This is a genomic window from Candidatus Paceibacterota bacterium (genome assembly GCA_041666915.1).
Lineage (GTDB): Bacteria > Patescibacteriota > Minisyncoccia > Phycocordibacterales > PALSA-1337 > C7867-002.
This window is the reverse complement of the sequence record JBAYFZ010000001.1, coordinates 390,686-414,654: the sequence shown is the minus strand read 5'-3', so window position 1 is coordinate 414,654 and position 23,969 is coordinate 390,686. Positions and strand designations below refer to the sequence as shown.

At 37.9% G+C, this 23,969-nt stretch carries 30 protein-coding genes; 17 read left to right on the top strand and 13 right to left on the bottom strand.

Going from position 1 to position 23,969, the window contains the following annotated elements:
• Positions 1-75: 75 nt before the first annotated feature.
• Together WCS89_02325 and WCS89_02320 are read right to left on the bottom strand one after the other, a co-directional pair.
• The gene (locus tag WCS89_02325; protein MFA6554322.1) at positions 76-861 is read right to left on the bottom strand and encodes a thiamine pyrophosphate-dependent enzyme; all 786 of its coding nucleotides are present in this window, start codon (positions 859-861) and stop codon (positions 76-78) included.
• 65 nt (positions 862-926) lie between these two features.
• The gene (locus WCS89_02320) at positions 927-2,684 is read right to left on the bottom strand and encodes a 2-oxoacid:acceptor oxidoreductase subunit alpha (protein ID MFA6554321.1); all 1,758 of its coding nucleotides are present in this window, start codon (positions 2,682-2,684) and stop codon (positions 927-929) included.
• 135 nt (positions 2,685-2,819) lie between these two features.
• Here WCS89_02320 and WCS89_02315 point away from each other — a divergent pair, with 135 nt between their 5' ends.
• Positions 2,820-3,782: a radical SAM protein gene (locus WCS89_02315; GenBank protein ID MFA6554320.1), complete on the top strand. Its 963-nt coding sequence runs from the start codon at positions 2,820-2,822 to the stop codon at positions 3,780-3,782.
• Positions 3,783-3,904: 122 nt separating this feature from the next.
• Here the strand turns inward: WCS89_02315 and WCS89_02310 are convergent, their stop codons facing one another.
• Complete coding sequence (locus tag WCS89_02310) at positions 3,905-4,663, bottom strand: class I SAM-dependent methyltransferase (protein ID MFA6554319.1); 759 nt, start codon at positions 4,661-4,663, stop codon at positions 3,905-3,907.
• Positions 4,664-4,774: 111 nt separating this feature from the next.
• On the opposite strand from WCS89_02310, the gene WCS89_02305 reads away from it, so the two are divergent.
• The 3 genes from WCS89_02305 (at position 4,775) to WCS89_02295 (ending at position 7,446) form a co-directional block, all read left to right on the top strand.
• A complete protein-coding gene (locus tag WCS89_02305) occupies positions 4,775-5,257 on the top strand; it encodes a hypothetical protein (protein MFA6554318.1) in 483 nt (160 codons plus the stop codon).
• 139 nt (positions 5,258-5,396) lie between these two features.
• Entirely contained in the window at positions 5,397-6,695 is a 1,299-nt protein-coding gene (locus WCS89_02300) for a nickel-dependent hydrogenase large subunit (protein ID MFA6554317.1), read from the top strand.
• 277 nt (positions 6,696-6,972) lie between these two features.
• The gene (locus tag WCS89_02295; protein ID MFA6554316.1) at positions 6,973-7,446 is read left to right on the top strand and encodes a hypothetical protein; all 474 of its coding nucleotides are present in this window, start codon (positions 6,973-6,975) and stop codon (positions 7,444-7,446) included.
• Positions 7,447-7,511: 65 nt separating this feature from the next.
• On the opposite strand, the gene WCS89_02290 is transcribed toward WCS89_02295, so the two are convergent.
• On the bottom strand, positions 7,512-7,889 hold the full coding sequence (locus WCS89_02290) for a hypothetical protein (protein ID MFA6554315.1): 378 nt from the start codon (positions 7,887-7,889) through the stop codon (positions 7,512-7,514).
• A 179-nt stretch (positions 7,890-8,068) separates the two neighbouring features.
• Between WCS89_02290 and WCS89_02285 the strand changes: the two genes are divergently transcribed.
• The 9 genes from WCS89_02285 to WCS89_02245 all read left to right on the top strand — a co-directional run bounded on the left by WCS89_02285 (position 8,069) and on the right by WCS89_02245 (position 16,811).
• Positions 8,069-8,737: a response regulator transcription factor gene (locus WCS89_02285; GenBank protein MFA6554314.1), complete on the top strand. Its 669-nt coding sequence runs from the start codon at positions 8,069-8,071 to the stop codon at positions 8,735-8,737.
• Between the two features lie 53 nt (positions 8,738-8,790).
• On the top strand, positions 8,791-10,026 hold the full coding sequence (locus WCS89_02280; protein MFA6554313.1) for a GAF domain-containing sensor histidine kinase: 1,236 nt from the start codon (positions 8,791-8,793) through the stop codon (positions 10,024-10,026).
• A gap of 134 nt (positions 10,027-10,160) precedes the next feature.
• Positions 10,161-10,454: a hypothetical protein gene (locus WCS89_02275; GenBank protein MFA6554312.1), complete on the top strand. Its 294-nt coding sequence runs from the start codon at positions 10,161-10,163 to the stop codon at positions 10,452-10,454.
• Positions 10,455-10,631: 177 nt separating this feature from the next.
• A complete protein-coding gene (locus WCS89_02270) occupies positions 10,632-11,615 on the top strand; it encodes a hypothetical protein (GenBank protein ID MFA6554311.1) in 984 nt (327 codons plus the stop codon).
• A gap of 74 nt (positions 11,616-11,689) precedes the next feature.
• Positions 11,690-12,277, top strand: coding sequence for a class F sortase (locus WCS89_02265; GenBank protein MFA6554310.1), 588 nt, complete (start codon positions 11,690-11,692; stop codon positions 12,275-12,277).
• A 401-nt stretch (positions 12,278-12,678) separates the two neighbouring features.
• Positions 12,679-12,942 (top strand): metal-sensitive transcriptional regulator, encoded by a 264-nt coding sequence (locus WCS89_02260; protein MFA6554309.1) that lies wholly within the window; start codon positions 12,679-12,681, stop codon positions 12,940-12,942.
• Positions 12,943-12,993: 51 nt separating this feature from the next.
• On the top strand, positions 12,994-15,339 hold the full coding sequence (locus WCS89_02255) for a heavy metal translocating P-type ATPase (protein ID MFA6554308.1): 2,346 nt from the start codon (positions 12,994-12,996) through the stop codon (positions 15,337-15,339).
• A 4-nt stretch (positions 15,340-15,343) separates the two neighbouring features.
• Positions 15,344-16,384: a sulfite exporter TauE/SafE family protein gene (locus WCS89_02250; protein ID MFA6554307.1), complete on the top strand. Its 1,041-nt coding sequence runs from the start codon at positions 15,344-15,346 to the stop codon at positions 16,382-16,384.
• A 22-nt stretch (positions 16,385-16,406) separates the two neighbouring features.
• Entirely contained in the window at positions 16,407-16,811 is a 405-nt protein-coding gene (locus WCS89_02245) for a cupredoxin domain-containing protein (GenBank protein ID MFA6554306.1), read from the top strand.
• Positions 16,812-16,943: 132 nt separating this feature from the next.
• On the opposite strand, the gene WCS89_02240 is transcribed toward WCS89_02245, so the two are convergent.
• From WCS89_02240 to WCS89_02230, 3 genes are all read right to left on the bottom strand, one after another.
• On the bottom strand, positions 16,944-17,192 hold the full coding sequence (locus WCS89_02240) for a hypothetical protein (GenBank protein MFA6554305.1): 249 nt from the start codon (positions 17,190-17,192) through the stop codon (positions 16,944-16,946).
• A 96-nt stretch (positions 17,193-17,288) separates the two neighbouring features.
• Entirely contained in the window at positions 17,289-17,420 is a 132-nt protein-coding gene (locus tag WCS89_02235) for a lmo0937 family membrane protein (protein ID MFA6554304.1), read from the bottom strand.
• A 12-nt stretch (positions 17,421-17,432) separates the two neighbouring features.
• Positions 17,433-17,966 (bottom strand): RNA polymerase sigma factor, encoded by a 534-nt coding sequence (locus WCS89_02230; GenBank protein MFA6554303.1) that lies wholly within the window; start codon positions 17,964-17,966, stop codon positions 17,433-17,435.
• 223 nt (positions 17,967-18,189) lie between these two features.
• On the opposite strand from WCS89_02230, the gene WCS89_02225 reads away from it, so the two are divergent.
• The 4 genes from WCS89_02225 to WCS89_02210 all read left to right on the top strand — a co-directional run bounded on the left by WCS89_02225 (position 18,190) and on the right by WCS89_02210 (position 20,498).
• Positions 18,190-18,759, top strand: a complete 570-nt coding sequence (locus tag WCS89_02225) for a hypothetical protein (GenBank protein ID MFA6554302.1) — start codon at positions 18,190-18,192, stop codon at positions 18,757-18,759.
• A 99-nt stretch (positions 18,760-18,858) separates the two neighbouring features.
• The gene (locus tag WCS89_02220; GenBank protein ID MFA6554301.1) at positions 18,859-19,233 is read left to right on the top strand and encodes a peptidoglycan-binding domain-containing protein; all 375 of its coding nucleotides are present in this window, start codon (positions 18,859-18,861) and stop codon (positions 19,231-19,233) included.
• Between the two features lie 151 nt (positions 19,234-19,384).
• Positions 19,385-19,564 carry a hypothetical protein gene (locus WCS89_02215; protein MFA6554300.1) on the top strand — a complete coding sequence of 60 codons (180 nt, stop codon included), beginning with the start codon at positions 19,385-19,387 and terminating at the stop codon, positions 19,562-19,564.
• A gap of 253 nt (positions 19,565-19,817) precedes the next feature.
• Positions 19,818-20,498, top strand: a complete 681-nt coding sequence (locus WCS89_02210) for an HD domain-containing protein (GenBank protein ID MFA6554299.1) — start codon at positions 19,818-19,820, stop codon at positions 20,496-20,498.
• Between the two features lie 62 nt (positions 20,499-20,560).
• On the opposite strand, the gene WCS89_02205 is transcribed toward WCS89_02210, so the two are convergent.
• The 6 genes from WCS89_02205 to WCS89_02180 form a co-directional block, all read right to left on the bottom strand.
• Complete coding sequence (locus WCS89_02205) at positions 20,561-20,878, bottom strand: YbjQ family protein (GenBank protein MFA6554298.1); 318 nt, start codon at positions 20,876-20,878, stop codon at positions 20,561-20,563.
• Between the two features lie 18 nt (positions 20,879-20,896).
• The gene (locus WCS89_02200; GenBank protein ID MFA6554297.1) at positions 20,897-21,064 is read right to left on the bottom strand and encodes a hypothetical protein; all 168 of its coding nucleotides are present in this window, start codon (positions 21,062-21,064) and stop codon (positions 20,897-20,899) included.
• A gap of 85 nt (positions 21,065-21,149) precedes the next feature.
• Positions 21,150-21,647, bottom strand: coding sequence for a hypothetical protein (locus tag WCS89_02195; protein MFA6554296.1), 498 nt, complete (start codon positions 21,645-21,647; stop codon positions 21,150-21,152).
• A gap of 171 nt (positions 21,648-21,818) precedes the next feature.
• Positions 21,819-22,331 (bottom strand): hypothetical protein, encoded by a 513-nt coding sequence (locus WCS89_02190; protein MFA6554295.1) that lies wholly within the window; start codon positions 22,329-22,331, stop codon positions 21,819-21,821.
• Between the two features lie 562 nt (positions 22,332-22,893).
• Positions 22,894-23,667: a hypothetical protein gene (locus WCS89_02185; GenBank protein MFA6554294.1), complete on the bottom strand. Its 774-nt coding sequence runs from the start codon at positions 23,665-23,667 to the stop codon at positions 22,894-22,896.
• 106 nt (positions 23,668-23,773) lie between these two features.
• Positions 23,774-23,968: a hypothetical protein gene (locus WCS89_02180; protein ID MFA6554293.1), complete on the bottom strand. Its 195-nt coding sequence runs from the start codon at positions 23,966-23,968 to the stop codon at positions 23,774-23,776.
• Position 23,969: the final 1 nt, after the last annotated feature.

The window sequence follows — 23,969 nt, the reverse complement described above, 5'->3', positions numbered from 1 at the left end:
CTGATGAAGACTTATATATCTTAAGGAATTCAGTCATTGGAATTTGGAAATTATTTAGAAATTAGGAATTAAAAATTAGAAATTCCCAAGTAGTTGCTCCTCAAACGTTGGTCTTTCCACGTTATAGAAGATGCCCAGTGGTACCCGCTCTCCTTCTTTTCTAGAAAGCTTGATCGCCGTATCAATATTGTCGGCAGGACCGCCTTCGCGCAAGAAGACCCTTTCTTTGAAGTAATCTCTTGTGTCAAAGAAGGTAATACAAGGTTGGATGATTTCAACGAAAGAAAAACCTTTGTGTTTGATAGCTTCTTCAACGATTTTCTTTGTACCAGCAATATCTCCGGCATATGTTCTGGCTACGAATGAAGCACCAGCTGAAAGTAATACAGAGAAAGGTTCAAATGGTTCATCAATACTACCGTAAGGGGTAGTTTTACTCTTGAAACCTTTTGGACTCATAGCAGAAGTTTGACCAGTGGTGAGGGCAAAGACTTGGTTATCGTGAATAAATATTTTTATATCAGAATTGCGCCTTGCAGCGTGGATGAGATGTTCTAAACCTTCTGAATATGAATCACCGTCTCCACTCATACCTATAACGGTTAGATTCGGATTGGCACATTTGATACCGGTCATGGCTGGAATGACTCTACCGTGTAGAGCGGTGAAGCTATTTACGTTTAAATAATTAGAAATCTTGCCGTGGCAACCGATACCTGCACAAGCTACCAAGTTTTCTATTTTGAGTGAACCAGAATTGACCAAACTTTCTATAGCCTGTCTGTAAGCAACTAAAATCTGTGAGTTTGGACAACCCGGGCACCAAGTGATCTTTGAAGTTGTTGATAAGTTTAGAGGCATAATGTTGTTTTGTTTTTTGTGTCATTCCCGCGAAGGCGGGAATCCATGAATACTGGCGATAAATTTTATTGGTTACATCCTGGATTCCCGCCTTCGCGGGAATGACATAATGAATTGATCTTTTCTGCCAACTCAACTGGTTCAAAAGGTCTTGAATCGTATTTCAGAATCTTGTCTGTGACTTCTATGCCAGTTTTTTCGCGGATTAAAGCAGATAATTGACCATCATGATTACATTCAACGTCAATAATCTTTTTGGCTCCAGATAATTCTTGTTTTACTTTTTTAACATCAAAAGGTTCTAACCAAACAATTTGTACAAACTTGACTGGTTTTTTCAAATATCTGGCTGACTCCAAAGCGGGACCTTTGGTTGAACCCCAGAAAACAACTATATTGTCACTGGAGTGATCGCCGTAGACTTTGACGGTCTCGTGGTGATTTAAAGATTTTTTTAAGGTTTCTGATTTAGCAAACCTTTTATCTAACATTTTTTCGGCTAACTCTGGTTCATCTACGGTGATACCTGCATGGTCATGTTCATAGCTAGTAACTTTTACTGTAGTATTGGCTGTGCCAGGAAAAGCCATAGGAGATATACCGTCTTTTGTTATTTCATATCTACCATATTTTTCATCTGTATTTTTTGCGACGTTTCCTTTTTCTATTTTAATATTCTCAGCTTTCAAAAGACTCGTAGCAGAATGTTCGGAAATGATTTTATCCATAAGGACTATGACTGGTAGTTGGTATTCCCAAGCCAGATTCAAGGCTTGTGCACCAAGGTAGAAGGATTCTTCTGGATCTCCGGGGGCGATGACTATTCTCGGGAATTCTCCATGTCCAGCATGTATGGCAAATCGCAAATCTGTTTGACTAGAATAAGTAGGAAGTCCTGTGGCAGGTCCTTGTCTTTGGGAGACAGCTACTACCAAAGGTAATTCGGCTATACCAGCGAAACTAAAAGCTTCTTGCATCAAGGCGAAACCTCCAGTAGCAGAACCAACTGCTACGCGTTTGCCGGCGTAAGACATGCCTAGTGCCATATTGATAACCGAGAGCTCACTCTCTGGTTGAATGACACGCATCTTTTGATTGTGTCCAATATTGTCGTGTTGGTGTGTAGCTAAATATTGCAAGATACTTGTAGCTGGTGTCATTGGGTAACCAATGTAGAAATCTAAACCAGCTGTTAGAAGGCCTTTTGCTAGGGCACTATTACCATCTATGAATTCTTTTTTACCTTCACTAGGGTGAATCTTTTTGGAATGTCGGAAATTTTTGCTTTTGAGTAATTCGTAACCTATATCAGCAAGTTTGATGTTTATTTCTGGTTTTTTGTTTTTGAAGACATCACCTAAGACTTTTTCCATGAGCTTGAAATCCAAGTCTAGTAGGTAACAAAGCGCTCCCAAAGCCATTGAGTTTCTGGTAATAGGAGAAACATTCATCTCTTTGACTGTAATGTCCATCGGTATAACTACGGCATTGTCTTTGAGTATGTCCAAATCATCTTTTTCAAAAGAATCAGCCAAAACAACCGAATTGTCTGCCATTTCTTTGCGATGAAGCACGATGCTTTCTTCGTTGAGAGCGATGAGAACATCCAAAGCTTCGTGGTCAGAGTATATTTTTTCCTTACTGAATGAAAGACGGGCAAAATTGTGCCCTCCACGGATAAGTGAAGGGTAAGTGTATGATAAATATGATTCGTAACCAAGTTCGGCCAAGATAGCACCTAGTGTGATGCCTGATTCATGGATACCGTCACCAGCCGCTCCGCCGATGCCAATAGTAAAAACACTGTCGTGGGATTTCTTCACCTATAAATTATAGCATATTATGTTTTTTCATTATTTGTTTTGAAAATAGAGTTATAGATAATCTACGTTGTAAATATTGACTATTTGTTTATCTGTAGTATTGTAAAATTAGTTAAAAGAAAGGAATTTTGTTCTATGAAAACTAAAATAGTTATGAAAAATATTGATGAGGGCGACAGTATCTTTCGCAGCTTATCAATCTGTTTGACTGATAAATGCAACATGAGTTGTTCTTATTGTTTACGTGAATGCGATGTTGCTAAACGTAAAATGTTACCGTTAGAGTCTATCAAAAAGGCCATAGATTTTTTTGTATCTATGGAACCAGAAAAAACAAAGTATATTCAATTGACTGGTGGTGAGGTATTTCTTTATCCAGATATATATTCTCTCATTGAATATATATTAGCAAAAGGTTGTATTTGTCGATTGCAGACTAACGGTCTTCTTTTACGTCACGCAACGTTAACTCGTCCTGATCTTATTGGACATCCGTCGGTTGTTATCAAAGCGTCCCTTGATGGTTGGAACGAGAGGATTAATTCTAAGTATAGAGGAGTTGGAACGTTTAGACCTATTGTAATCGGTATTGAATCTACTCTAACTTTAAATAAAAAAGTGGCTATAAAAACAGTTATTCATGAAGGTAACTTCGATGGTTTAAATCGTATGTTAGACTTCTGTATGAGATTGGGTGTTGCTGGGTGGTCTTATAATACACTTATGCAAAAAGGCAGATCAAATCTGGCTACGAGCGTATCTCAACTTGATGTGGTTAAAAAATTGATTCCACTTTTCAACACGTCAAGATATTGCAGGATGTTAAATGGAACGGATATACAGATTATGTTTTGGATGTTTAGTAATGGCATTTCAACTCGTCCTAAGTATTTCTTTATCAATTATGATGGAGGAATCTATATTACAGATCGTACGGAATCATCGAGACATACCGGCTCTATCTTCAATGATGATTTAAAGAGTCAGTTTGTACTTAAAAACATTGATTTGACTGTTCCTTGGGAACTGTTAAGCTTTGTAGGAACTCATCTTAATGTTGAGATTGAGAAAAAGAAGGTGGTGGCTTATGAAAAATAAGCATAAAAACAAAACCAGTAAGCGAAGAATCAAAGTGATTGTTGTCGGGTCTAGTATATCGTGGCTCGGTGGCGACGCGAATGATTGATGTTCTCGTGTATAACTGGTTTGGGTAGCTTATTCTATAGGCTACCCTTTTTTGCTAAAAATACCATTCTTTTGCTAGTTTCTGGATTAAATTCTTTAGCTAACGTGGTATCACCAAAAACTTTGATTAATTTGAAGCCATTTTTTTCTAGCATAGCCTTTATTTGTTCTAGACTATAGAGCTTCAAAATGAAAGATGTTTTTTCAACTACGTTGCTACCTTTCTGAATTATAGTTATGTTCATAACAGCTAAATTTGTTTTTTCATCAAAACTTGAATTATATAACCTAAATGAGTCATTTTTTTCTTCCCACGTCTTTTGAGTGGAGTATTTTAATGTAAGATTTTTATTTCTTATATCAAATAGAAATAGACCACCTGGTTTTAGGGATTTGTTTACTGATTTCATAACTTTTTCATTTTCTTCATCATCGCTAAAATATCCGAATGATGAATACATCATAATAACAGCTTCAAACTCGTTAATATTTGGAATTATTCGCATATCAGAGCATATTGTTTTGATACGAACCTTTTCTTTTGTAGCGGTGTCGGATAACATATTCAATGCATTTTGATCTAGATCTTGTCCAGTAACATCAAAATCATTTGCTAACAAAACTGCGTGTCTCCCGTGACCGCAACACAAATCTAGAATTTTTGATCCTTTCTTTAAGTTAAGGACAGATTTTATAAAATCCGTCTCTTTTTTAGTTTGTTCAGCACCTATTCTTTTGTCATCTAAAGTTAGGTGTAGATACCATTTTTTGAAATATTCATTGTTATCTTTCATATGTATGATTGTAGCTAATTGTTAGAATTAATCAAATACAGATAACCCGAGTTCAACAATTAATTGCAACACTCATATCTAATAAAAATGCTATAATATGACAACAATTTCATGACAGATTTACCAAAGATCAAAGTTGGCTGGTTTTCTTTCTCTTGTTGCGAGGATAATACTATTGTCATGACCGAAGTTATGAACGACCATTGGCAAGAATGGAAGCAACTTTTTGATTTTCGTCATGCACGAGTCATGAAGTCCAACAATATTATGGATAGTTTTGATATCGCTTTTATAGAAGGTGCTATGGCTGGTCCAGAACATATAGAAAAACTCAAAGACATCCGTAGTCGTTCCAAAAAGTTGGTCGCTGTTGGTTCTTGTGCAATCGTTGGCTTACCAGCTGGTCAGCGTAATACTTTTACAGAAGAACAAAAAGCTAGTATAGATTATTTGGTGACTAGGTTTGGTGCTTTGCCGGAAGTAAAGAAAGTTTCTGATGTTGTCAAAGTTGATGCGGAGATACCAGGGTGTCCGATGGATCCGAAGGTGTTTTTGGAAAAGGTGAATTCGCTGGTGGTGGAGTTGAGGAGTTAGTAGTTGTGTCATTCCCGCGAAGGCGGGAATCCATGAAGGCAACTAACAGAATTTTTTGGTAATATCCTGGATTCCCGCCTTCGCGGGAATGACAACGCAAGAAATTAAAAATTAGTAATTAGAAATTTTCATAACTATCATGCACCGCATAGACCTACGCTTGGATCATATAACAAAAATAGAAGGCGACGCCTCCATGGACGTTGTGGTTGAAGATGGAAAAGTGACAAATGTGAAGTTTGCTATTGTTGAATACAAGAGATTTTTCACTACAGCTATGAAAGGAAAGAGTATTGTAGCTATTCCAGCTCACCTAGCTCGTATTTGTGGCACATGCTCCAACGCTCACGTCATGGCCGCTATTATGGCCTGTGAGAATGCTTTGGGTATAGAAGTCACTCCGCAAACAAAACTTTTACGTAAGCTTACTATGCACGGTCTTATGATTCGTGACCATGCTTTGCATTTATATTTATTTGTAATGCCAGATATGTATAGTAAAGATGCATTTCTGGATTTTGATGATACGGATCCAGTCCAACATCAGTTATTACACGATGGTTTTGATATCAAAGCTTCGGGCAATCATTTGGCTCAGATCATTGCTGGGCGTAGCGTTCATGCAACTTTTCCAGTTATGGGAGGATTTTTACAATTTCCTTCAGCTGAAGCAGGGGCACAGTCTATTGCAGAATTGGAAGCTGTTCGTCCAGCCGTCTTGCGTCTCATAGAAATATTCAAGAACGCACCTTTTCATCTAGATAGAAAAACAAAATACATGGCTTTGGTGCCAGATGATACTTTTGGCTACATTGGTGGAAAAATCATTACAGACAAAGGTGAAGTCTACGAGCAAAAAGATTTTCGTTCACATTTGGAGCATGTGGTTTTACCATATTCACAGGCTTCTGCATATACATACAAAGGTGAGAGCTATATGGTTGGTGCATTGGCCAGAATAAACTTGGCAAAAGATAAGTTACATCCAAATACCAAGGAGTCTGCTGTGGAAGCTTTGAAATTATTCCCATCAACGGATATTTATCATAACAATCTTGCGCAGGCTATAGAAATACTCCACGGTATAGATGAGTCTATAGATATACTTTCAAATAATGTTTTCAAACCAGAGCCGATAGTGAAAGTCCCTATGAAAGCTGGTGTTGGTATAGGTGTCATAGAAGCACCTCGAGGAACGCTTTATCATAAGGTTGTAATAGATGACAAGGGAATTGTGTTAGATGGTGAAGTCATAGTTCCTACTGGTCAAAATCAAGTCAATATTGAACGTGATGTCGGTGTTTTGGTAGAAGAGTTGATTGGCAAAATGCCAGAGGACAAAATCAATCCTGAAATTGAAAAATTGATTCGTGCTTACGATCCTTGTATGAGTTGCGGCGCACACTTTTTGAAGGTTAATTGGAAAGGGAAGAAGTAAAGACGGGTTGGTAGATTCACATGACATTTTATGTTTGATACCCCCTCCCCCCTAGGGGGTATCAAGTTAGGAAAGATACGATGACCTCCTCCTCGGGCTCTCGCCGTCGCTTCGTTCGAGGTTTCCTGGGTAAGAAAACCACCCCCTCCCCCCTAGGGGGGAGGAGTCAATCTGGAAATAGAAGAGGAACATCTAAATTCCTTGCAAAAACACTCTTTTTGGTTAATATGAGCTTAGATAATAGTAGTAAGCAGAAAAACAAATAGATAACGTAAACATGTTATCAGTACGTTATCGGAAAGGAAGATTGAATAAAATCAATATTTCAGGTGAAAGATTGTTTCTGTTGTATGCATTTCCGTGTTTAGAAGGTAAAGTGGCTGCAAATGTTGTGAAGTCTATTTATGCCGCAGAATTGAATAATGTATTAAATAGTTGTCGAGAACCGTCCCACTTGTTGTTGAGGGAATGTTTTCAAAACGCTGCTGATTCATTTATAAGTTTTGCGAATATAACTTCTTTGTCAACTCCTTGGCCAGTAGAAAAAGTCAGGGAATTCTGGCGTAACCATAAGGGGAAGAGTCCTCAATGTGCCGTAATGCATGAGGTAGTGGAAGAAGTCAATCAATTTGTTAAGGTTCGCCACGCTAAAAGGATAAAGTTTTTAGTAAATAGGTACAATCTGCCAGTAGAGAAAGGTGATACTGTCTATTTTCACTACAACTTTATTGCAGAGGTAGTCAAATCATAAAAGGTGATCATAATTTGGTCACCTTTTCTTTTAAGTTGTTATGGGGAGCGATTTTAGTGCGGGCGTTATTTTAATAGTATTTTTTTAATCTCCTCAACCGCTTTTTCTTCACTAATATCCGGTGGCACCCCAATAATCATTATTTTTTTGAGCCTACCGAGTTTTTTCATATAACGAAGATTGGTTAGGGCGTCAAAGTCATGCATTGAAAGTTGAGGGGTCTTATCAAATGATTCAAGATCATCAAAAATCGTCACCTCGTCAACTCCAACAGCTGTATCTATAATAGTCATCTCTTCCGGAATATCCCATTCCTCATTAGGGTCTTTTATTTGAAACGAAACCTCAGGAAAGATTTTTTGAAGCCTAGGAACCAGTCTAATAGGTAACGAATCCATCTCCAAATCGGGGTTACCAAATATAAATACAGTTTTGATTTTCATTGCTGTAAGTATATACGAGGTCCATCTTTGAGGGTAGACCTTGAATAAAAATAGTTAATACCAATTTAATCTTTTTGATTGCGTATATAATCCTATAAAGCTATTAATGGATATAATGTTAATAAACTGTTAATAAATGGACTTGCAAAATTATTTTGTAGGGTGTATAAATACGCACTATGATAATACTAATAATTGAAGACGAGAAGAAATTAGCAGATGTTTTGAAAAGAGCTCTGAAGACTGAGAATTATTCTACAGATTGTGCTTTTGATGGAGAAGAAGGTTTACAGAAGGCTGTAAAAAATAATTATGACCTTATCATCTTGGATATAATGCTTCCAAAGAAAGATGGTGTAGAAATTTGTAGGGAATTGCGTGTAAATCATATTCATACTCCTATAATAATGCTTACTGCAAAAGGTACTCATGAAGATAGGGTGATAGGTCTTAACGCTGGTGCAGATGATTATTTGCTTAAACCTTTCGGTATGAATGAACTTTTTGCTCGTATCAGAGCAGTTTTGCGTAGAAGAAAAACTACTGATTCAGATATTTTAACTATTTCAGATTTGATTGTAGACAGGGTTAGACATGAGGTTACAAGAGCTGGGAGGATTATCAGGCTTACTCCAAAAGAGTACAAACTACTTGGAGTTTTACTCAACCATCGCGGTGAAGCCATCAGTAGGAAGAGGCTTATAGATAGTATTTGGAAACCAGATCATTCTGAAAATAATAATGAGCTCAATGTTCATGTAAGATATTTGCGCAGGAAGATTGACGGCAAAGGTCAAAAACCACTTATTCACACAATACGCGGAGTTGGTTTTGTGGTTAAGGAGTAAAAAACTTTTATATACGCATTTTATCTTATTTGATTAGGTCAATTATTTTTATCATGAAATTATCAATTTCAAAAAAGATAGCGTTACTCAACCAAACTACATTGGAGTCTTTTGCGGATACTTATCCTGAGGAGATAATCAAACGTTTTACAGAAACTGGCCTAAAGATTTTAGGTGCCGACTTTAGTTTTACTTGGTGGAAAGATTTGAAGACGTTGAAGTATCACTTGATTTATAAAAGTCCAAATACACCATATGAACCGAAGTTACCAAAGAGGAATGGTGGCAAGACCAAGAAAGATAAACCTGGAAAACCGTTGTTTGTTGAACGTATTGTAAAAGAAAATTATGAAAAAGAATTTCATATAAGACCATATATGAAGAGTTACGTTATCATACCGGTTATTTATAAGGAAAATTTATATGGCAATGTGATCATGTGTTTCAAAAAAGAGCATATTTTTCTTGAAGAAGAGAAGGAATTGGCAGTCTCTTTGGGTAATGCGACAGCCAAAGCTGTCACTATACATCGTCTAAAAGAAAAAGAACAAGAAGTCTTACTTGCTTCTGCTAAACAGGAAGTTCAGTTGAAAGAAGAACGATTGAAGAATGAATTTATAGCAAATGCCACTCATGAAATACGTACCCCGCTCGCTATCATAAGGGGTAATGCTGACCTTGCCTTGCTTCGATGTAAAGAAGTTCCAGCTTGTACGGCAAAAGCCCTAAAAGCTATCAATCATGAGGTAGAACATCTTTCTGAAATCATTTCCAATTTAACGCTTATGATCTCAAGTGATACGTCCCTTAAAGAGAATACTGCTTTTACAGAGGTGGATTTGTTAAAAATTATCAAAAATACTATAAAGAGGTGTAAGACTCTGGCTGATAAGAAAAATATATCTGTGAAAATGGTAAACACAGATGACGCTGTTATTTCTGGTGATGAAGCCAATCTCAGGAAACTCTTTTTGAACCTTATTAGAAATGGTATCAACTATGGCAAAGTCGGGGGATGGATCAAAGTGGATATCAAAAGGGAAGGGAATTTTGTAAAAATAAAAGTTGAAGATAATGGTATCGGTATAAGTAAAGATGACCTACCTTATATATTCAATCGTTTCTATAGAGTAGATAGGTCTCACAGTCCTGACGGAAACAGCGTTGGATTGGGTCTGCCTATAGTCAAATGGATAGTGGAAGCTCATTCTGGATCAATAGAAGTAGAGAGTATTTTGGGAAAAGGAACTATCTTCATTGTAACATTGCCTACATTAAAAATACATTAAACAATCCACAGGTTGTTAACAGGTTTATGTACATATATTGATTGACGTTTGGAAAAAACGGGAATACAATATTAAAACTAGATTAAATATTATATCAATTTGATCTAGACATTAATATTAATCACAAAAAATATATGCTAGTAAAATTCAAATCTCTAGATAACTGGGGTATGGGTAGCAAGAAAAAGTTTTCAAAGAGTCGCAAGTTCGGTGCACTCACTATGTGCAAGAAGTGCTATACGTTTTATTACAAGCATTCCTGGCATTTTTATAAGCCAGAACAGTTGGAGAAGAATACGGATTCTATCGTTTCTGTACGCTTCACGCAGTGTCCAGCTTGTTTAGAAGAAGAAGTAGCTGAAGAGAATTTTGTAAATGGGGTGAATCAGGGCGGGTTAACAGAGTTAAATCAAGCCTTTCAATCGTAAGGGTGTACGGGGAGCACTTTGAGATTTTAGGTGAGATATTAATGTTTCTGTTGATACTTTTGAAGACAAGATCTGCTCTGTGGGGTAGGTCTTGTGTTCTTTATTAGGATTAAAGGTGGAAGTGTGTCGTAATACAATATAATAGCTATTTGTCAATATTGAGTATATACTATAAATATGGTGAAAAATATAAATATCTCTGGTAACCCTTTTAAATTAGTTTTAATACTGTCTCTATTAATGTTGTGGACTCCTACTACTTTTGCACATAGAAGTCCTCTCGGTTGTTCTGGTAGTGCTTTGTCTATCAATCTCTATACAAGTAGTCCAGAAGTTCGTATTGGGGATAGTGTTTCTTTTAGTATAGATATTTTCAATGGTACTGGTGCCGGACTTGCTTGTGACGCTACCAATATCCAAGCTTCTATCGTCACTCCAGATGGTCAGACTCATCCAGTTACACTTTCGCGTACAGCACTTTCTAGTGGTCAAATAGATGTTTATTCAAGTGTCGTGACTTATACGGCACGAGGTCAAGATATCAAGACAGACGGTTCTCTAAAAGCTACTGCTAATGTTATAGGAGATATCCATCAGAATGATACGAATAGCCAAGGTGGAGGTAGTCAGGGTGTGAATATAACAATTGTTGTTACTCCACCTCCGCCTCCTCCGCCACCACCTGTTGTCGTCACACCGCCACCTCCTATTGGTGGTGGAGGTGGAGGGGGAGGTGGTTATACTCCTGTAGTGTTGTCACCGCCAGTGATCTCTTTGAAGAAGACTCCTAGTGTGCTTACTTTGCCTGCTATTGGAGGAAAAGTTATCTATACCTATCTTGTAACTAATCCCGGCACGACTACTTTGAGTAATGTAACTGTTGTTGATGATAAATGTAATCCATCGGTTTATGTTTCTGGCGATGCAAATATCAATCAAATGCTCGAGACTTCAGAAACGTGGACATATACTTGCGAAGTAGACCTTAAACAGACGACTACAAATATTGCTACCGCTGAAGGTCATGCGAATAATTTAACTGCTACGGCCACCTCGTCTGCAATTGTTACTTTATCTTTCCCCAAGCTTCCTAATACCGGTTTTGCTCCAGAAGGTGGATCTTTGTGGGATATGATTGTGAATTTGTTCTGGTTTTTGTAATGAGAATTTCATTAAAAAGTTTTTTTGTTATTGTTGCAGTAGTAGCTTTTCTATTGCTATTAGTATTTTTTGTGATGAATGTTAAAGAAGATCGGTATTCACAAGGTCTTAATAATAAAAAGTTGGTTGAAATCGGTGGCATTGCCACTTCAACTACGGTCGTTCCAGTAGATCTTGAAGTATCAGTCTCAGGGATTCCTACTCGCATCAAAATCCCAACGATAGGCGTTGATACTCTTATTGAATCCGTAGGTCTCACATCAAAAGGTGCTGTGGCTGTACCAAAGGGTCCAGTGAATGCGGGGTGGTTCAATCTCGGTCCACGTCCGGGAGAAAAAGGTAATGCAGTTATCGTTGGTCATTATGGTTGGAAAGATGGGGTATCGGCGGTTTTTGATAATTTAGATAAGTTGAGGGGGGGAGATAGGGTTTATGTTGAAGATGAAAATGGGGTAGTCGTTACTTTTGTTGTACGTAAATCACGAGTCTATGGTGAGAATGAAGATGTGCCAGAAGCTTTTGGTCTTGGTGATGGAAAAGTGCATTTGAATCTCATAACTTGTGGTGGTGTTTGGAATAAAGCTGAAAAAAGTTATTCTACGAGGTTGGTGGTTTTTATGGATAGGGAGAGTGGTAACGATTCTTTGAAGATTAGTGATTGACCCCCTCCCCCTGGGGGAGGGGGTGCATTACATTTCTTTGGTCTTGATACCCCCTAGGGGGGAGGGGGTATTGTGTTCGTGTTTATCTAATTGAGCGGGTGGCGAAGTAAAAGTATTTTTATTGGTTAGTTCCTTTCAACTGTAATATAACTATAAAAAAGTGACGAAAAATCCGTCACTTTTTTAGTATCTTTAATACGCAGGAAACCCTGTCCGTTGTGACCTATCTGTCGGACGGAGATAAATTGTGTAATCTTCCCGCGAAAGTGCCCTCTTACTGAGTAAAAAACCTTCTTAATAGTGTTTTGCGATTTTTGTGATGCATAATTTTACAATGACATCAATAACACCAGTTAGTAATATTGACAAGATACCCCTAGGGGGTATACCATGTATTCATTATGAACCCATCAAAACAGAAATTGATAGATAGATTGAAAGTCATTGAAGGACAAGTACATGGTCTTAGGAACATGTTAGTAAAAGATACGTATTGTATTGATGTTATAAGTCAGACCTCTGCAGTAAAGAGAGCTCTCTCTAGTGTAGAAGATTCTCTCATGGAAAATCACTTGAATACTTGTGTTGTAAAACAGATCAAAGGAGGAAAACAAAGTATTGCAGTTGATGAAATTCTCAAAGTTTATCGCCTCAAGCGCAAATAATCAGATTATACCTCGTCATTTAATAGTCATTTGTTCTTACCATAAAAATACATGCAAAATAAAACATATAAAGTAAAAGGAATGCACTGCGCTTCTTGTGCAAGTATTATAGAAAAGACTTTCAAAAAGACTGATGGGGTAGAATCTGTCTCTGTAAATTATGGTACAGAAACAGTTAAACTGGCTTTTGATAATTCAAAAACTAATCCAGAAAGCCTTTCTCAAAAGATAGAAAAATTGGGTTATTCCTTGGAGATTCCTATGGTAACAAAAAGTGGTATGACAACAAAAAATGATTCTGGCCATTCTTCTATGGGTGCAAAAGAAATGGGTATGTCAGAGGACGAGCATGCTGAGCATTTGGGCTTAAACCAATCAAAGAAAGAAAAATTAGCAGAGATCAGAGATATGAAGACGAAAGTCATATCAGCCATTCCTTTGGCCGTTATCAGTGTATTCATAATGACTTGGGATATTCTTGCACAATCCAGTTTGGCTCCGGAGATGACTTTTACTGTCAAAGAATTTTTCCATCATCTTTTGCCAGTTATGGCGACTTATATACTTTTTGTAGTTGGTAAGCCATACCTTCTTGGTTTTTATCGTTTTCTACGCTACGGCAAAGCCAATATGGACACTCTGATCGGTATTGGAACAGTTTCTGCATTCTCATATAGTTTTATAGTTACTTCTTTTGAAGAAGCTTTGAGACCTTTCTTGAATGTTGATAATACCTATTACGATGTCGCCATTGTTGTCATCACTTTTATCGCCCTTGGTAAATATTTAGAGGCTCGCTCAAAAATCAAAACTGGTGATGCTATAGAAAAACTTCTCAATCTTCAAGCAAAAACAGCTTTGGTTATCCGTGATGGTAAAGAAATAGAGATTTCAGTGAATGATGTGAAGCACGGGGATTCTATTATTGTTAAGCCGGGGACAAAGATTCCTGTGGACGGGATTATCACAGATGGTTCATCATTCGTAGATGAATCTATGGTTACTGGTGAACCCATGCCAGCCCAAAAGAAGATTGGTGACAATGTCACTGCTGGAACAATGAATACAAGTGGCTCATTTACATTCAAAGCCACCAAAGTTGGTTCAGAAACACTCCTTGCACAAATTATTAAAATGGTTGAAGAAGCTCAGGGTAGCAAAGCACCTATTCAAGCTCTTGCCGATAAAATCTCTAGTGTTTTCGTACCGATTGTACTTGTAATAGCTTTTCTTACTCTAGGAACATGGCTACTCCTTGGAACTGGTCCACTCGGATTTTCGCAAGCCTTATCTTTTGGCCTCGTCTCATTCGTAGGAGTTCTTGTCATTGCTTGTCCTTGTGCTCTTGGACTTGCTACACCGACAGCTATTATTGTGGGTGTTGGAAAAGGTGCTAGAGAAGGTATTTTGATAAAAGACGCTGCAACATTAGAAAAACTTCATAAAGTTGATACGGTCATTGTAGATAAGACGGGTACTATCACTATTGGTAAGCCCACTCTTGTTGATATCGCAAATTTTTCTGATTTGAAAGATGAAGAGTTTGTTTCCATCCTTGCTTCACTTGAAAATAAATCTGAACATCCTATTGCACACGCGATTGTAAATTATTCAAAAGAAAAAAATATAAAGATTAGCGAAGTTTCAAATTTTGAAGGTATTCAAGGTAAAGGTTTGAAAGGTTCTATTGCTGGTTCTGAATATTATGTTGGTAATGTAAAACTCATCAAAGATTTGGGATTATCTTTTGACGTTTCCAAGATTGAACAATTTACTGCACAAGGGAAGACGCCAGTTATTCTTGCAAATAAAGAAAAAGTACTCGGCTTTGTCATGGTAGCAGATGAGATAAAACCACAATCCAAGCAAGCCATATCGGATCTTCATAAACTTGGTATCAAAGTAGTTATGCTCACTGGAGATGATGAAAAGGCTGCAAAATACATGGCAGGACTTGTGGGTATTCACGATGTTGTCGCTCATGTAATGCCAGAAGATAAATTGGCAAAGATAAAATCATTACAATCGCAAGGGAAAATAGTAGCAATGGCAGGTGATGGTGTGAACGATGCTCCAGCATTGGCTCAGGCCGATGTTGGTATCGCTATGGATACTGGTACTGATGTGGCAATAGAGTCAGCCGGCATCACTTTGCTTGGAGGAGATATCTCAAAGCTTGTGAAGGCAATAAAACTTTCAAAGATGACTATGAGAGGTATAAAACAAAATTTATTCTGGGCATTTATTTATAATGTCATAGGTATTCCTTTGGCAGCTGGTGTATTTTATCCAATATTTGGTTGGTTATTGAATCCAGTTTTTGCAGGATTGGCGATGGCATTTTCAAGTGTTTCGGTGGTGTCAAATTCATTAAGAATTAAAGCTAAAAAATTATAAAAATATGAAAGATTATAAAAATATGCAAAATAAATATAAATTCCATATTCACGGTATGCATTGTAATGCTTGTGTCCTTATGACAGAAAGTGAGCTACAAGATTTACCAAATGTTAGTTATGTCAAATCAGATCTTGGTAGCCATACAGTTGAGATTGCTGGAAATTTTGGTAACAAAACATTAGAACAGATTGCAGAAGAATTGACTGTACCGCTCAAACCTCACGGTTATACGGTTTCTGTAGAAAAATTGGTCAAAAAAGTGGATTGGTCTGATTTCAAGATAGCAGTACCAATAGCTTTTGGTTTTGCTGTTTTATTTGTTGTCCTGCAAAAGATTGGTCTCATCAATATGGTAAGTGCTGGAAATGTTACTTATGGTACAGCTTTTGTGATAGGTATTGTCGCCTCACTCTCTACTTGCATGGCAGTTGTAGGTGGACTTTTACTTTCTATGTCTGCAACATTCGCAAAAGAAGGTGACAAGATCAAACCTCAAGTAATGTTCCATATTGGTCGTATAGTCTCCTTTTTTATTCTCGGTGGAATCATAGGTGCGCTCGGTTCGGCTTTTACTCTCAATACTTCTGCAACGTTTATTTTAAGTCTGATTATTGGTATTGTAATGCTTGTTTTGGGTATAAATCTTTTGGATGTTTTTCCTTGGGCCAAGAGGTTACAACCATCAATGCCAAGATTCATTGCCAAACATGCTCATGGTGTATCAAAATTCAACCATACACTCACACCGCTTTTGGTAGGTACTGCAACATTTTTCTTGCCTTGCGGATTCACTCAATCAATGCAACTTTATACTCTTACAACAGGGAATTTTTTTACCGGTGGTCTCACAATGTTATCTTTTGCTCTAGGTACTCTTCCTGTCCTTGCTTTGGTAAGTTTCAGTTCATTTAGTATTAAAAATAGTTCAAAATCAGGAATCTTTTTCAAGAGTGCTGGACTTGTAGTTATAATGTTTGCATTATTCAATCTGATAAATAGTCTGGTTGTTGTTGGGATTATTCCGCCAGTATTCAATTTTTAGTACGTGTTAATATTAATACCATATGAAAGCAACCATTTTATCTATTATAGTCGCAGTTACCCTCATTGCAGGAGCTTTGTTATTGGTGAGAGGTGGTAATACGGTTACTTCAGGACAAGTTGCAACTAATGCAAATAATGTTTCTGTTATTGATGGAAAACAGATTATTGAAATAACCGCTAGAGGTGGTTATCAGCCTAGGAAAAGTATTGCAAAGGCAGGCATTCCTACTGTTATTAGGTTCAATACTAACGGGACTTTTGATTGTTCATCTTACGTACGTATTCCAAGTATGAATATTTCTAAAGCGTTACCACAGACTGGTTCTACTGATATTGATATTGGTGTGGGTAAGGTTGGTAAGCTTTCAGGAACATGTGGAATGGGTATGTATCCTTTTGAAGTTGAGTTTACTGTATCTCTTTAGTCTTGATACCCCCTAGGGGGGAGGGGGTATTAAAACTGAGAATTCGCCATCTACCGACTGGTGGAGCGAATCACGGTAACAAAAAAGCAACATTACATTAATGATGTTGCCTTGTCCCGCCTAACGTAACTTTTATCCGCCGTGACTTAGTACAGATCCTTCGGGAACCTTTTTCTCCTCAAGGAATTCATTACGATGTTCTCTTGCGAACCTCGCTGCTCCGCCAGTCATGGCGAATCTGATTATTAGCCACCCAGGATGTTGATCTAATTCTTGTTCGGTACAGTGATGTTCCTCACAAGTGCGCTGACGATTTTCTGGATCATGTATAGCTTGATCAAGCTCCGCTTTTCCTTGCAGTCTAAAGTTTAAAGTTTTCATGATAGACCTCCTTCCATGAAATTTTTTGTACAATTAACCGCTATGGGTAATATTACTCCTAATAGTAGGTACTTACTAGACCAAATGGTGGATAAATTACGAAAGAAGTCTGATGATAAGAGCTACCAATGCTATTACCAAAAGAGTGTGGATCAAGTTTCCACCAAAATTGAAGGTGAATCCTAGAAGCCAGAGAACAAACAAAACTATAATTAGTGTCCAGATCATATATTTATATTATTAATTAATAAACGAGAACCCTTTCCCATACAAAACTTTGAGCTTTTCTAGACCACGATGTACTTTTACGGCCAAGGCATTTTTAGTTTGTCCTGTCAGGAGTGACATTTCTTTGAGTGATAAATCTTGCACATAACGCATACGTATCACCTTTTTATATACTTCTGGAAGTTGTTTGATGAGAAGGATCGCCTTTTTGCCATCCAAGAAATTCACAAGATGTTCAGAATTGTCGTCACCGACTTCAAAGTCTTTTTCCAAGAGAGTATCTAATGAAGTAGCTTTATTCCTACGTTTACGATACTCATCAATTATTAGATTGTTCAAAATATGATAAAGAAAAGCTTTCATTATGTTAATTTTGCCTCCTTTTATGAGATATTTCCAAGTTTTCAAAAAAGTATCTTGCACCATGTCTTCGCCTACGGCACCGTCTTGTGTTTTGAAAAGGGCATACGAGTTGAGACCTTTATTGTAGTTATGGTGAGCTACGGTCAATTCCTTGTTTATTGATATTTTTCTTTCTATTGTCATATATATTGAGACGTATGTAATGACTTTTCATTACACAAATATTACAGAAGGCTGTAATAATAGGTAACATATCTATATTTTTAGGTGTGTAATGACAGTGGACGATCTTTTGTTCATTGCACAAGTATTACAGCAACTAGTAGGTATTTGTAACAAAAGTGTATCACATTTTTTGTTATTTGTTAAGATGTAATGAATAGAGTATTCCTCCGTCTTTATTAGTATGCAAACAGATAATAAAAAACAAATAGGATCAGATTTTTTTGAACGTTCATGGGAAGAAAGTTGGACGTATATAAAGACTGTAGTAGATGTTGTGCATGAGCCGGTTTTGATCTTGGATGCGGAATTCCACGTCATTGCTGCTAACTGGCCTTTTTATCAAATGTTCCACGTTGAACAAAAAGATACTGAAGGTAAGATTGTGTACGAATTGGGTAATGGTCAATGGAATATTCCAGCTTTAAAAAAGCTTTTGGAAAATATTTTACCAAAGCATACTTTTTTCAAGGGTTTTGAAGTGTCTCATTCTTTTCCTTTGATAGGTCAGAAAATAATGATATTGAATGCTCGTCAGATTCATGTCAAAAGGGAAAATACTTCTGAATCATTACCAGCAATCATACTTCTTGCTATAGAAGACGTTACGGATATGATGGATGTCGCCAAACAACTTGCAGATCATACGAATAAATTTGAGATAAAAATTACTGAGAGGACGTTACAAATGGATAGGCATATTTCTTCATTAGAGAAAGAGATAGGTGATCTTAAAAAGGGATATAAAATGTAGTTGTAATATTTTGTCTATAGAGACGGCATCTACTATGTAACAGTAAATAGCAGGTCGAGCTTTTTTATCATTTTATAAACAAATAAATAATACAAATATATGATTAATTTCCTCAAATCTAGTTTATTCGTTGGAGTTAGTTTAACGCTGATTATCGCTATGGCAATATTGGTCACCGCTCCACAAGCTAAGGCCTCAGAGTATCCAAATATCTTGGTAGGCCAAAATCTTACCGTTGGATCTCAAAATCAAAACGTTGTTGTCCTTCAAGGTTTGTTATCAGAGATGGGTTATCTTAATGTTCCCATTGGAATTCCATTCGGTTATTACGGTTCTCTCACTAGAGACGCTCTAGCCAGATATCAGGCTTCAAGAGGTGTCACTCCAGCTGTTGGATATTATGGTCCTATAACCAAAATAGCTATGCAGTCTGATTTCTCTTCACATGGTTGGTTATCTCTATTAGGTTGGTAAATCAGAGATAATGTACAAAGAAAGACCGCATACCTCATAGGTGTGCGGTCTTTTTGAAAAGGGAATTCAGGGCAGTATACTGCTGATAATATCTTTTAATCTGACGGGACTTTCATCCGCAGTCTTGCCGGAAAGTATGTTTTCGCTGATTATGAACAAACTACGGATAAAGAACAAAAGTGTTAAGACGACGAATAGTAGGGCAAAGAACCAGATCACCCAACTTTCCAAGCAGACACCTTCCATTCCACCTTCAATAAGGATTGAGTTTATTGTTGAGAGTATGAATAACCCAAAACAAGATACCGCTGAATATGTTACCGAACGGTAAAGGGCCGACAAACACAGTTTGAGAGAACCTTTCATTGAGTACCTTCTTTCTTTATTTGTTTTTGAAATTGGACTACAAAACAGATGTCCGTGTCAATTATAAGATATTGGGTGTTATTTGTCAATGGGCTATACGTATCTATTGACTATTTGCTATAACTATGCTAACATCAAGGGTAGAATGGTGTTTCTAGTAAGCGTTGCTTACGGAGTTTAAAACATCTAAATAGACAATCAAATTCAGTTTTTTAAAAATGAAAAAAACAGCATCTGATATTTTCGCACAATTTCGTGCGAAATTTCACAATCTTTATAACTTCGTGAAGACAGTTCATGAAGGTATAATCGCCTCTGGCAAGAGTACTCACGGTCATGGCCTTGACCATGATCTTACAGTTGCACAGTATGGAGCTAAGATCGCTCCAAATAAACGTGTTGGAGAGTTAGCGTGGGTTGCAGGACTCCTCCACTCTCTTGACCGTCATTTCTCTGCTGATGAGACGCGGAGATATGTTGAAGAGGGTTTGAGTATGGTCGCTCAACATTTCACCGCTGTTGAGATTCAGGAGATTAGAACGGCAGTGGAGGAACACTCCAAAATGAACCAAGACACTGACGGGATCGTTACGATGGTGATCAAGGATGCCGATCGGTTGGCGAATCTTGGCGCAATCAATCTGATTCGCGGTGGACAGCACCGACCATGCATACCGGCTTATATTCCGGAGACATTGGGTCAACTACATCCATTGTCAACATTCAGCCGACCGATGTCTTGCTTTGACGCCACGTTTTACAATCTTGAGTGGCGGGAAATGCTACGGCTACCGATGGCAAAGGAACTTGGAGAAAAGTATTTCCAATTCATCAAAGACTGGCAGGCCCTGGTGGTAAGTCAGGCTACTGAAGTGGGTCTCTATCCTTGGCCAAAGTAGGTCAGAATAGGTTGCGAGGAAAATATCATGAAAATCGTGCAGGACATACTGCGCGATTTTTTTTATTCAACCATAACCGCCGTTCCGTAACACAAAACTTCAGTCACTCCTTGTAAAAGCTCGGTAGTGTCGTAGCGGACACCGATGACTGCGTTGGTACCTTTTTCTTGGGCATGTTTCATCATGAGCCCGAAAGCTTCTTCTCGAGTTTTCTCACATAATTCTGTAAATAAGCTAATGTTTCCACCAAAAATCGTTTGTAATGAACCACCGACTGTACCAATAATAGATCTTGAACGAACAATAACCCCTCTTACTATTCCTAGATTTTTGACAATCTTTTTTCCTGGTAACTCAAAGGCTGTTGTTGTGTTTTCCATATTTTTTAAATAAATTAATTAATAATTACCCATCTTAAATCCTACGTATACCCCGACTATTCCGCCAATAGTAGTGAATAATACGGAAGACATGGAGAAAAGTCCTGCACCCCATAAGCTAGGTATAAAACCACCGATAGTTGAGCCTACGAATACCCCTATCCAGATCAATTGTTTTTGACTCATGGTCTAAGTATAGCAAATGATTTTTGATAAAAAAGTACCCCACCATGAGCACGGGCTCGTGGTGGGGAGTGATGGGGAAGAGTACCTATCCTTTGAAATGGTGGATTAGAACCATAATTGTAACTACAACACTGACGATTGCTATCCCAATTCCATATATGCACAGAGTGATTTTTTCACCGAAGAATGGTAATCGGAATAGGAGCATGTTCCAGTTGATGAGACTCATAGCGATGATGAAGGCGATGATTGCAAATTTGTTGCCACCATTACTCCATTCGCTTTTGAGGATCGGTCCAGCGGAAGTTCCTCCTGGGATCAATGCTCCAGCCAAGGCGGCTTTGATGATGCCCGCATTACCTGTGGTGGCGGAGCGGATAGCGTCGGGGTGTTTTGAATAAAAGGCCTCAATCTGTCCTGCTAGGATTGTAAACACTATTATCATTGGGAGAATTCTCCAGAAGAATTTAAAACCAATACCTAGACCATCTTTCAATAGTGTCATACCACCGATTTTGCCGTTAATTGCCATAAGTGCACCGCAAGCAATAATCAGAATACCGATATTTAAGAATGTCTTCATTAAATGTTCCTCCGTTTGTTATTTGTTGTTTTTTGTGAATATCAAATTGACTTGTTTCAGTATGATATTATATAGATATATAGTCAAATGTGATTGATTTGGGGATTTCATTATATAAAAAAAGAAACCCACCAGAACGGAGGGTTTCTCTGTTCGGGCGGGTTTGTGATACTACTGAGAGAATGATTTAGACTTGTGTTTTTGCTGAGCTTGTTGGATTGCCTCTTTCAGAATAGCGAGCATTTCTTCAGTAACTCCTGCTGGTGTACTCTCTTTCTTGTAGGTCACCGTGAAATTCTCACAGATCTTGATAGTACATTTATCCAAGAGCTCTGGGAATTCAATGCGTACAGCGCCCCAGAAAATGTTATGCAGCTGCCCGTGTCTCATGGCAATCTCGTTCCTGTCGGCCACGATTTTATCCATTTCCGCCGAGTGTTTTGCACATTTTTCGATGCGGGGGTTACCCTTTTTGTGCGATTCGGCATGTTCAGCCATTTTTTCTCTGATTTTTTGGTTGATACCGTTCAGGAGGTCTACCGATTTGCTGTATAGGTAAAACAATCTTTTCAGGTCGTTACTCATTACACCGACAGCCACTTCGCCTGAGGCCATTTTTTCCGTTTCAAGCTTTACCTTTGAGAGATTGACTTCGGCCGCTAACGCTATAATGCTTTTACTCATATCGTACCTTTGTATTCTATTTTGTTTTTAGTTTGTGCACTTGCTCAAAGTTACTTTGACGCAATTAGGAATATATTAGCACGTTAGTGGTATTTGTCAAATGGGAGAAAAATTTCATTATAAAAAAGAGAAACCCGTACAACAGGTTTCTGTGTGCGGGTTTCGTATGTTTTAGCGCGATGAAGGCGGGGACTCTGATATCACTTCTACAGCATCCACATTAACCCCTTAACCTTGAAGCGAGGAATAGTGATACGGCTACCATTACTATTCCAATCAACAGTATTAGTCCGATTACATATGTATCAAGGCGTATTATCGCGTGGAAGATCGCTAGTATCATGGACAAGAAACCGACCGCCACGAACATAATGCCAGCTTTTCCGAGGATTTGAGAAAACTTTTTCATAATCTAATCTTTCTTTTTTATTGAATAACTACTGGTACTACAGTATGACTTTCGGATTTGGTTGTCAAATGACGTAAAAGAAATAGGGGATTTATAAAAAAGAAAACCCGCCTCATGGTGTATACCACGAGATAGGTTTTTTGTTTAAATAATTTACTTCAAGAGCCTCAAAGCTCTAGAGAGATATTTTTCTGCTATATCCCAGTCAATCGGATCGAGAGGATTACCACTTGGTCGAAGTCTCCCTTGAGCATCAATGCTTAGATCAGGAAACATTTTGATGAGTGGTTCAATCATGAATAAGGTCTCATGGTTGAGGCCACCAGCAACGGTAATTCCAAGGTCTGGAAACTGCCTCTTGATTGCCGATATAAATGGAATGAGTCCCGTGGCGTCTATACAAATACCTCGTCCCATACTCTTGTCGAGCAAGACACGATGGATCACTCCTTCGTAATCCTTGAGTCGTTGAATAATCTCTGCAGGATTGTTGTTAGCTCCTTCAATCGCACCTCTGCCAATTTGAAGGATTACTTCAATTTGTTTTCGTGACGTATGTATAGCATCTGCGATTTGACCTGGATCTGGCCATGTCATGTCCAGTTGTACAGCATTGATACCGATACCGCCGTAACCGATTGCTCTAGACAGGTCACCGGAGAACCACACTTTGTTTTTATAGTCAGCATAATGGAGACAATTGTAAGTTTCACCAGAACCAAAGATGCTAGCAATCACCTCTTTTGGTGGAAAAACTTTTGACCATTCTGTTTCAATGTTGTTGAGCGTTTTACGGCTCATCATGACACCGACATGTAATTGTCGCCTGGAATCTTTAGGTTTTTGCTTGTGCATTATTCCGAGCATCCTTTGTACTTGCTCGAAATTGGTGAAATCGGTAATACCGATATAGGGAAGTAAGGGCATATAAGCTCCTTTCTTTGTTGAGTTGTTAAAGGACTATTGTGACTCTACGACTCTACAACAGAAAAGCGATTGAGGCAAGAAAAGTATTGGCGGATTCAATTTCCTGCTATTTGAGATATTTACCCGCAACACTCAGTGCGAAAGATGGAAGTATGATAAAGACACAAGTCATAAGTAATCTCATAATAAATTGGTTGACTGGGGCATTATCATTTTGTCCACCAAATAAGACCAAGCAAAGACCGACAATTCCGAAAGCTATTGAAGCACAGATGAAGATGCGAGTTGAAATTTTTTGCATG

What these genes read in the sequence shown, in the direction of transcription:
- WCS89_02325 (MFA6554322.1), bottom strand. Translation starts at nt 861, where the DNA reads ATGCCTCTAAACTTATCAACAACTTCAAAGATCACTTGGTGCCCGGGT.
- WCS89_02315 (MFA6554320.1), top strand. Translation starts at nt 2,820, where the DNA reads ATGAAAACTAAAATAGTTATGAAAAATATTGATGAGGGCGACAGTATC.
- WCS89_02310 (MFA6554319.1), bottom strand. Translation starts at nt 4,663, where the DNA reads ATGAAAGATAACAATGAATATTTCAAAAAATGGTATCTACACCTAACT.
- WCS89_02305 (MFA6554318.1), top strand. Translation starts at nt 4,775, where the DNA reads ATGACAGATTTACCAAAGATCAAAGTTGGCTGGTTTTCTTTCTCTTGT.
- WCS89_02300 (MFA6554317.1), top strand. Translation starts at nt 5,397, where the DNA reads ATGCACCGCATAGACCTACGCTTGGATCATATAACAAAAATAGAAGGC.
- WCS89_02295 (MFA6554316.1), top strand. Translation starts at nt 6,973, where the DNA reads ATGTTATCAGTACGTTATCGGAAAGGAAGATTGAATAAAATCAATATT.
- WCS89_02290 (MFA6554315.1), bottom strand. Translation starts at nt 7,889, where the DNA reads ATGAAAATCAAAACTGTATTTATATTTGGTAACCCCGATTTGGAGATG.
- WCS89_02285 (MFA6554314.1), top strand. Translation starts at nt 8,069, where the DNA reads ATGATAATACTAATAATTGAAGACGAGAAGAAATTAGCAGATGTTTTG.
- WCS89_02280 (MFA6554313.1), top strand. Translation starts at nt 8,791, where the DNA reads ATGAAATTATCAATTTCAAAAAAGATAGCGTTACTCAACCAAACTACA.
- WCS89_02275 (MFA6554312.1), top strand. Translation starts at nt 10,161, where the DNA reads ATGCTAGTAAAATTCAAATCTCTAGATAACTGGGGTATGGGTAGCAAG.
- WCS89_02270 (MFA6554311.1), top strand. Translation starts at nt 10,632, where the DNA reads ATGGTGAAAAATATAAATATCTCTGGTAACCCTTTTAAATTAGTTTTA.
- WCS89_02265 (MFA6554310.1), top strand. Translation starts at nt 11,690, where the DNA reads ATGAATGTTAAAGAAGATCGGTATTCACAAGGTCTTAATAATAAAAAG.
- WCS89_02260 (MFA6554309.1), top strand. Translation starts at nt 12,679, where the DNA reads ATGAACCCATCAAAACAGAAATTGATAGATAGATTGAAAGTCATTGAA.
- WCS89_02255 (MFA6554308.1), top strand. Translation starts at nt 12,994, where the DNA reads ATGCAAAATAAAACATATAAAGTAAAAGGAATGCACTGCGCTTCTTGT.
- WCS89_02250 (MFA6554307.1), top strand. Translation starts at nt 15,344, where the DNA reads ATGAAAGATTATAAAAATATGCAAAATAAATATAAATTCCATATTCAC.
- WCS89_02245 (MFA6554306.1), top strand. Translation starts at nt 16,407, where the DNA reads ATGAAAGCAACCATTTTATCTATTATAGTCGCAGTTACCCTCATTGCA.
- WCS89_02240 (MFA6554305.1), bottom strand. Translation starts at nt 17,192, where the DNA reads ATGAAAACTTTAAACTTTAGACTGCAAGGAAAAGCGGAGCTTGATCAA.
- WCS89_02235 (MFA6554304.1), bottom strand. Translation starts at nt 17,420, where the DNA reads ATGATCTGGACACTAATTATAGTTTTGTTTGTTCTCTGGCTTCTAGGA.
- WCS89_02230 (MFA6554303.1), bottom strand. Translation starts at nt 17,966, where the DNA reads ATGACAATAGAAAGAAAAATATCAATAAACAAGGAATTGACCGTAGCT.
- WCS89_02225 (MFA6554302.1), top strand. Translation starts at nt 18,190, where the DNA reads ATGCAAACAGATAATAAAAAACAAATAGGATCAGATTTTTTTGAACGT.
- WCS89_02220 (MFA6554301.1), top strand. Translation starts at nt 18,859, where the DNA reads ATGATTAATTTCCTCAAATCTAGTTTATTCGTTGGAGTTAGTTTAACG.
- WCS89_02215 (MFA6554300.1), top strand. Translation starts at nt 19,385, where the DNA reads ATGAACAAACTACGGATAAAGAACAAAAGTGTTAAGACGACGAATAGT.
- WCS89_02210 (MFA6554299.1), top strand. Translation starts at nt 19,818, where the DNA reads ATGAAAAAAACAGCATCTGATATTTTCGCACAATTTCGTGCGAAATTT.
- WCS89_02205 (MFA6554298.1), bottom strand. Translation starts at nt 20,878, where the DNA reads ATGGAAAACACAACAACAGCCTTTGAGTTACCAGGAAAAAAGATTGTC.
- WCS89_02200 (MFA6554297.1), bottom strand. Translation starts at nt 21,064, where the DNA reads ATGAGTCAAAAACAATTGATCTGGATAGGGGTATTCGTAGGCTCAACT.
- WCS89_02195 (MFA6554296.1), bottom strand. Translation starts at nt 21,647, where the DNA reads ATGAAGACATTCTTAAATATCGGTATTCTGATTATTGCTTGCGGTGCA.
- WCS89_02190 (MFA6554295.1), bottom strand. Translation starts at nt 22,331, where the DNA reads ATGAGTAAAAGCATTATAGCGTTAGCGGCCGAAGTCAATCTCTCAAAG.
- WCS89_02185 (MFA6554294.1), bottom strand. Translation starts at nt 23,667, where the DNA reads ATGCCCTTACTTCCCTATATCGGTATTACCGATTTCACCAATTTCGAG.
- WCS89_02180 (MFA6554293.1), bottom strand. Translation starts at nt 23,968, where the DNA reads ATGCAAAAAATTTCAACTCGCATCTTCATCTGTGCTTCAATAGCTTTC.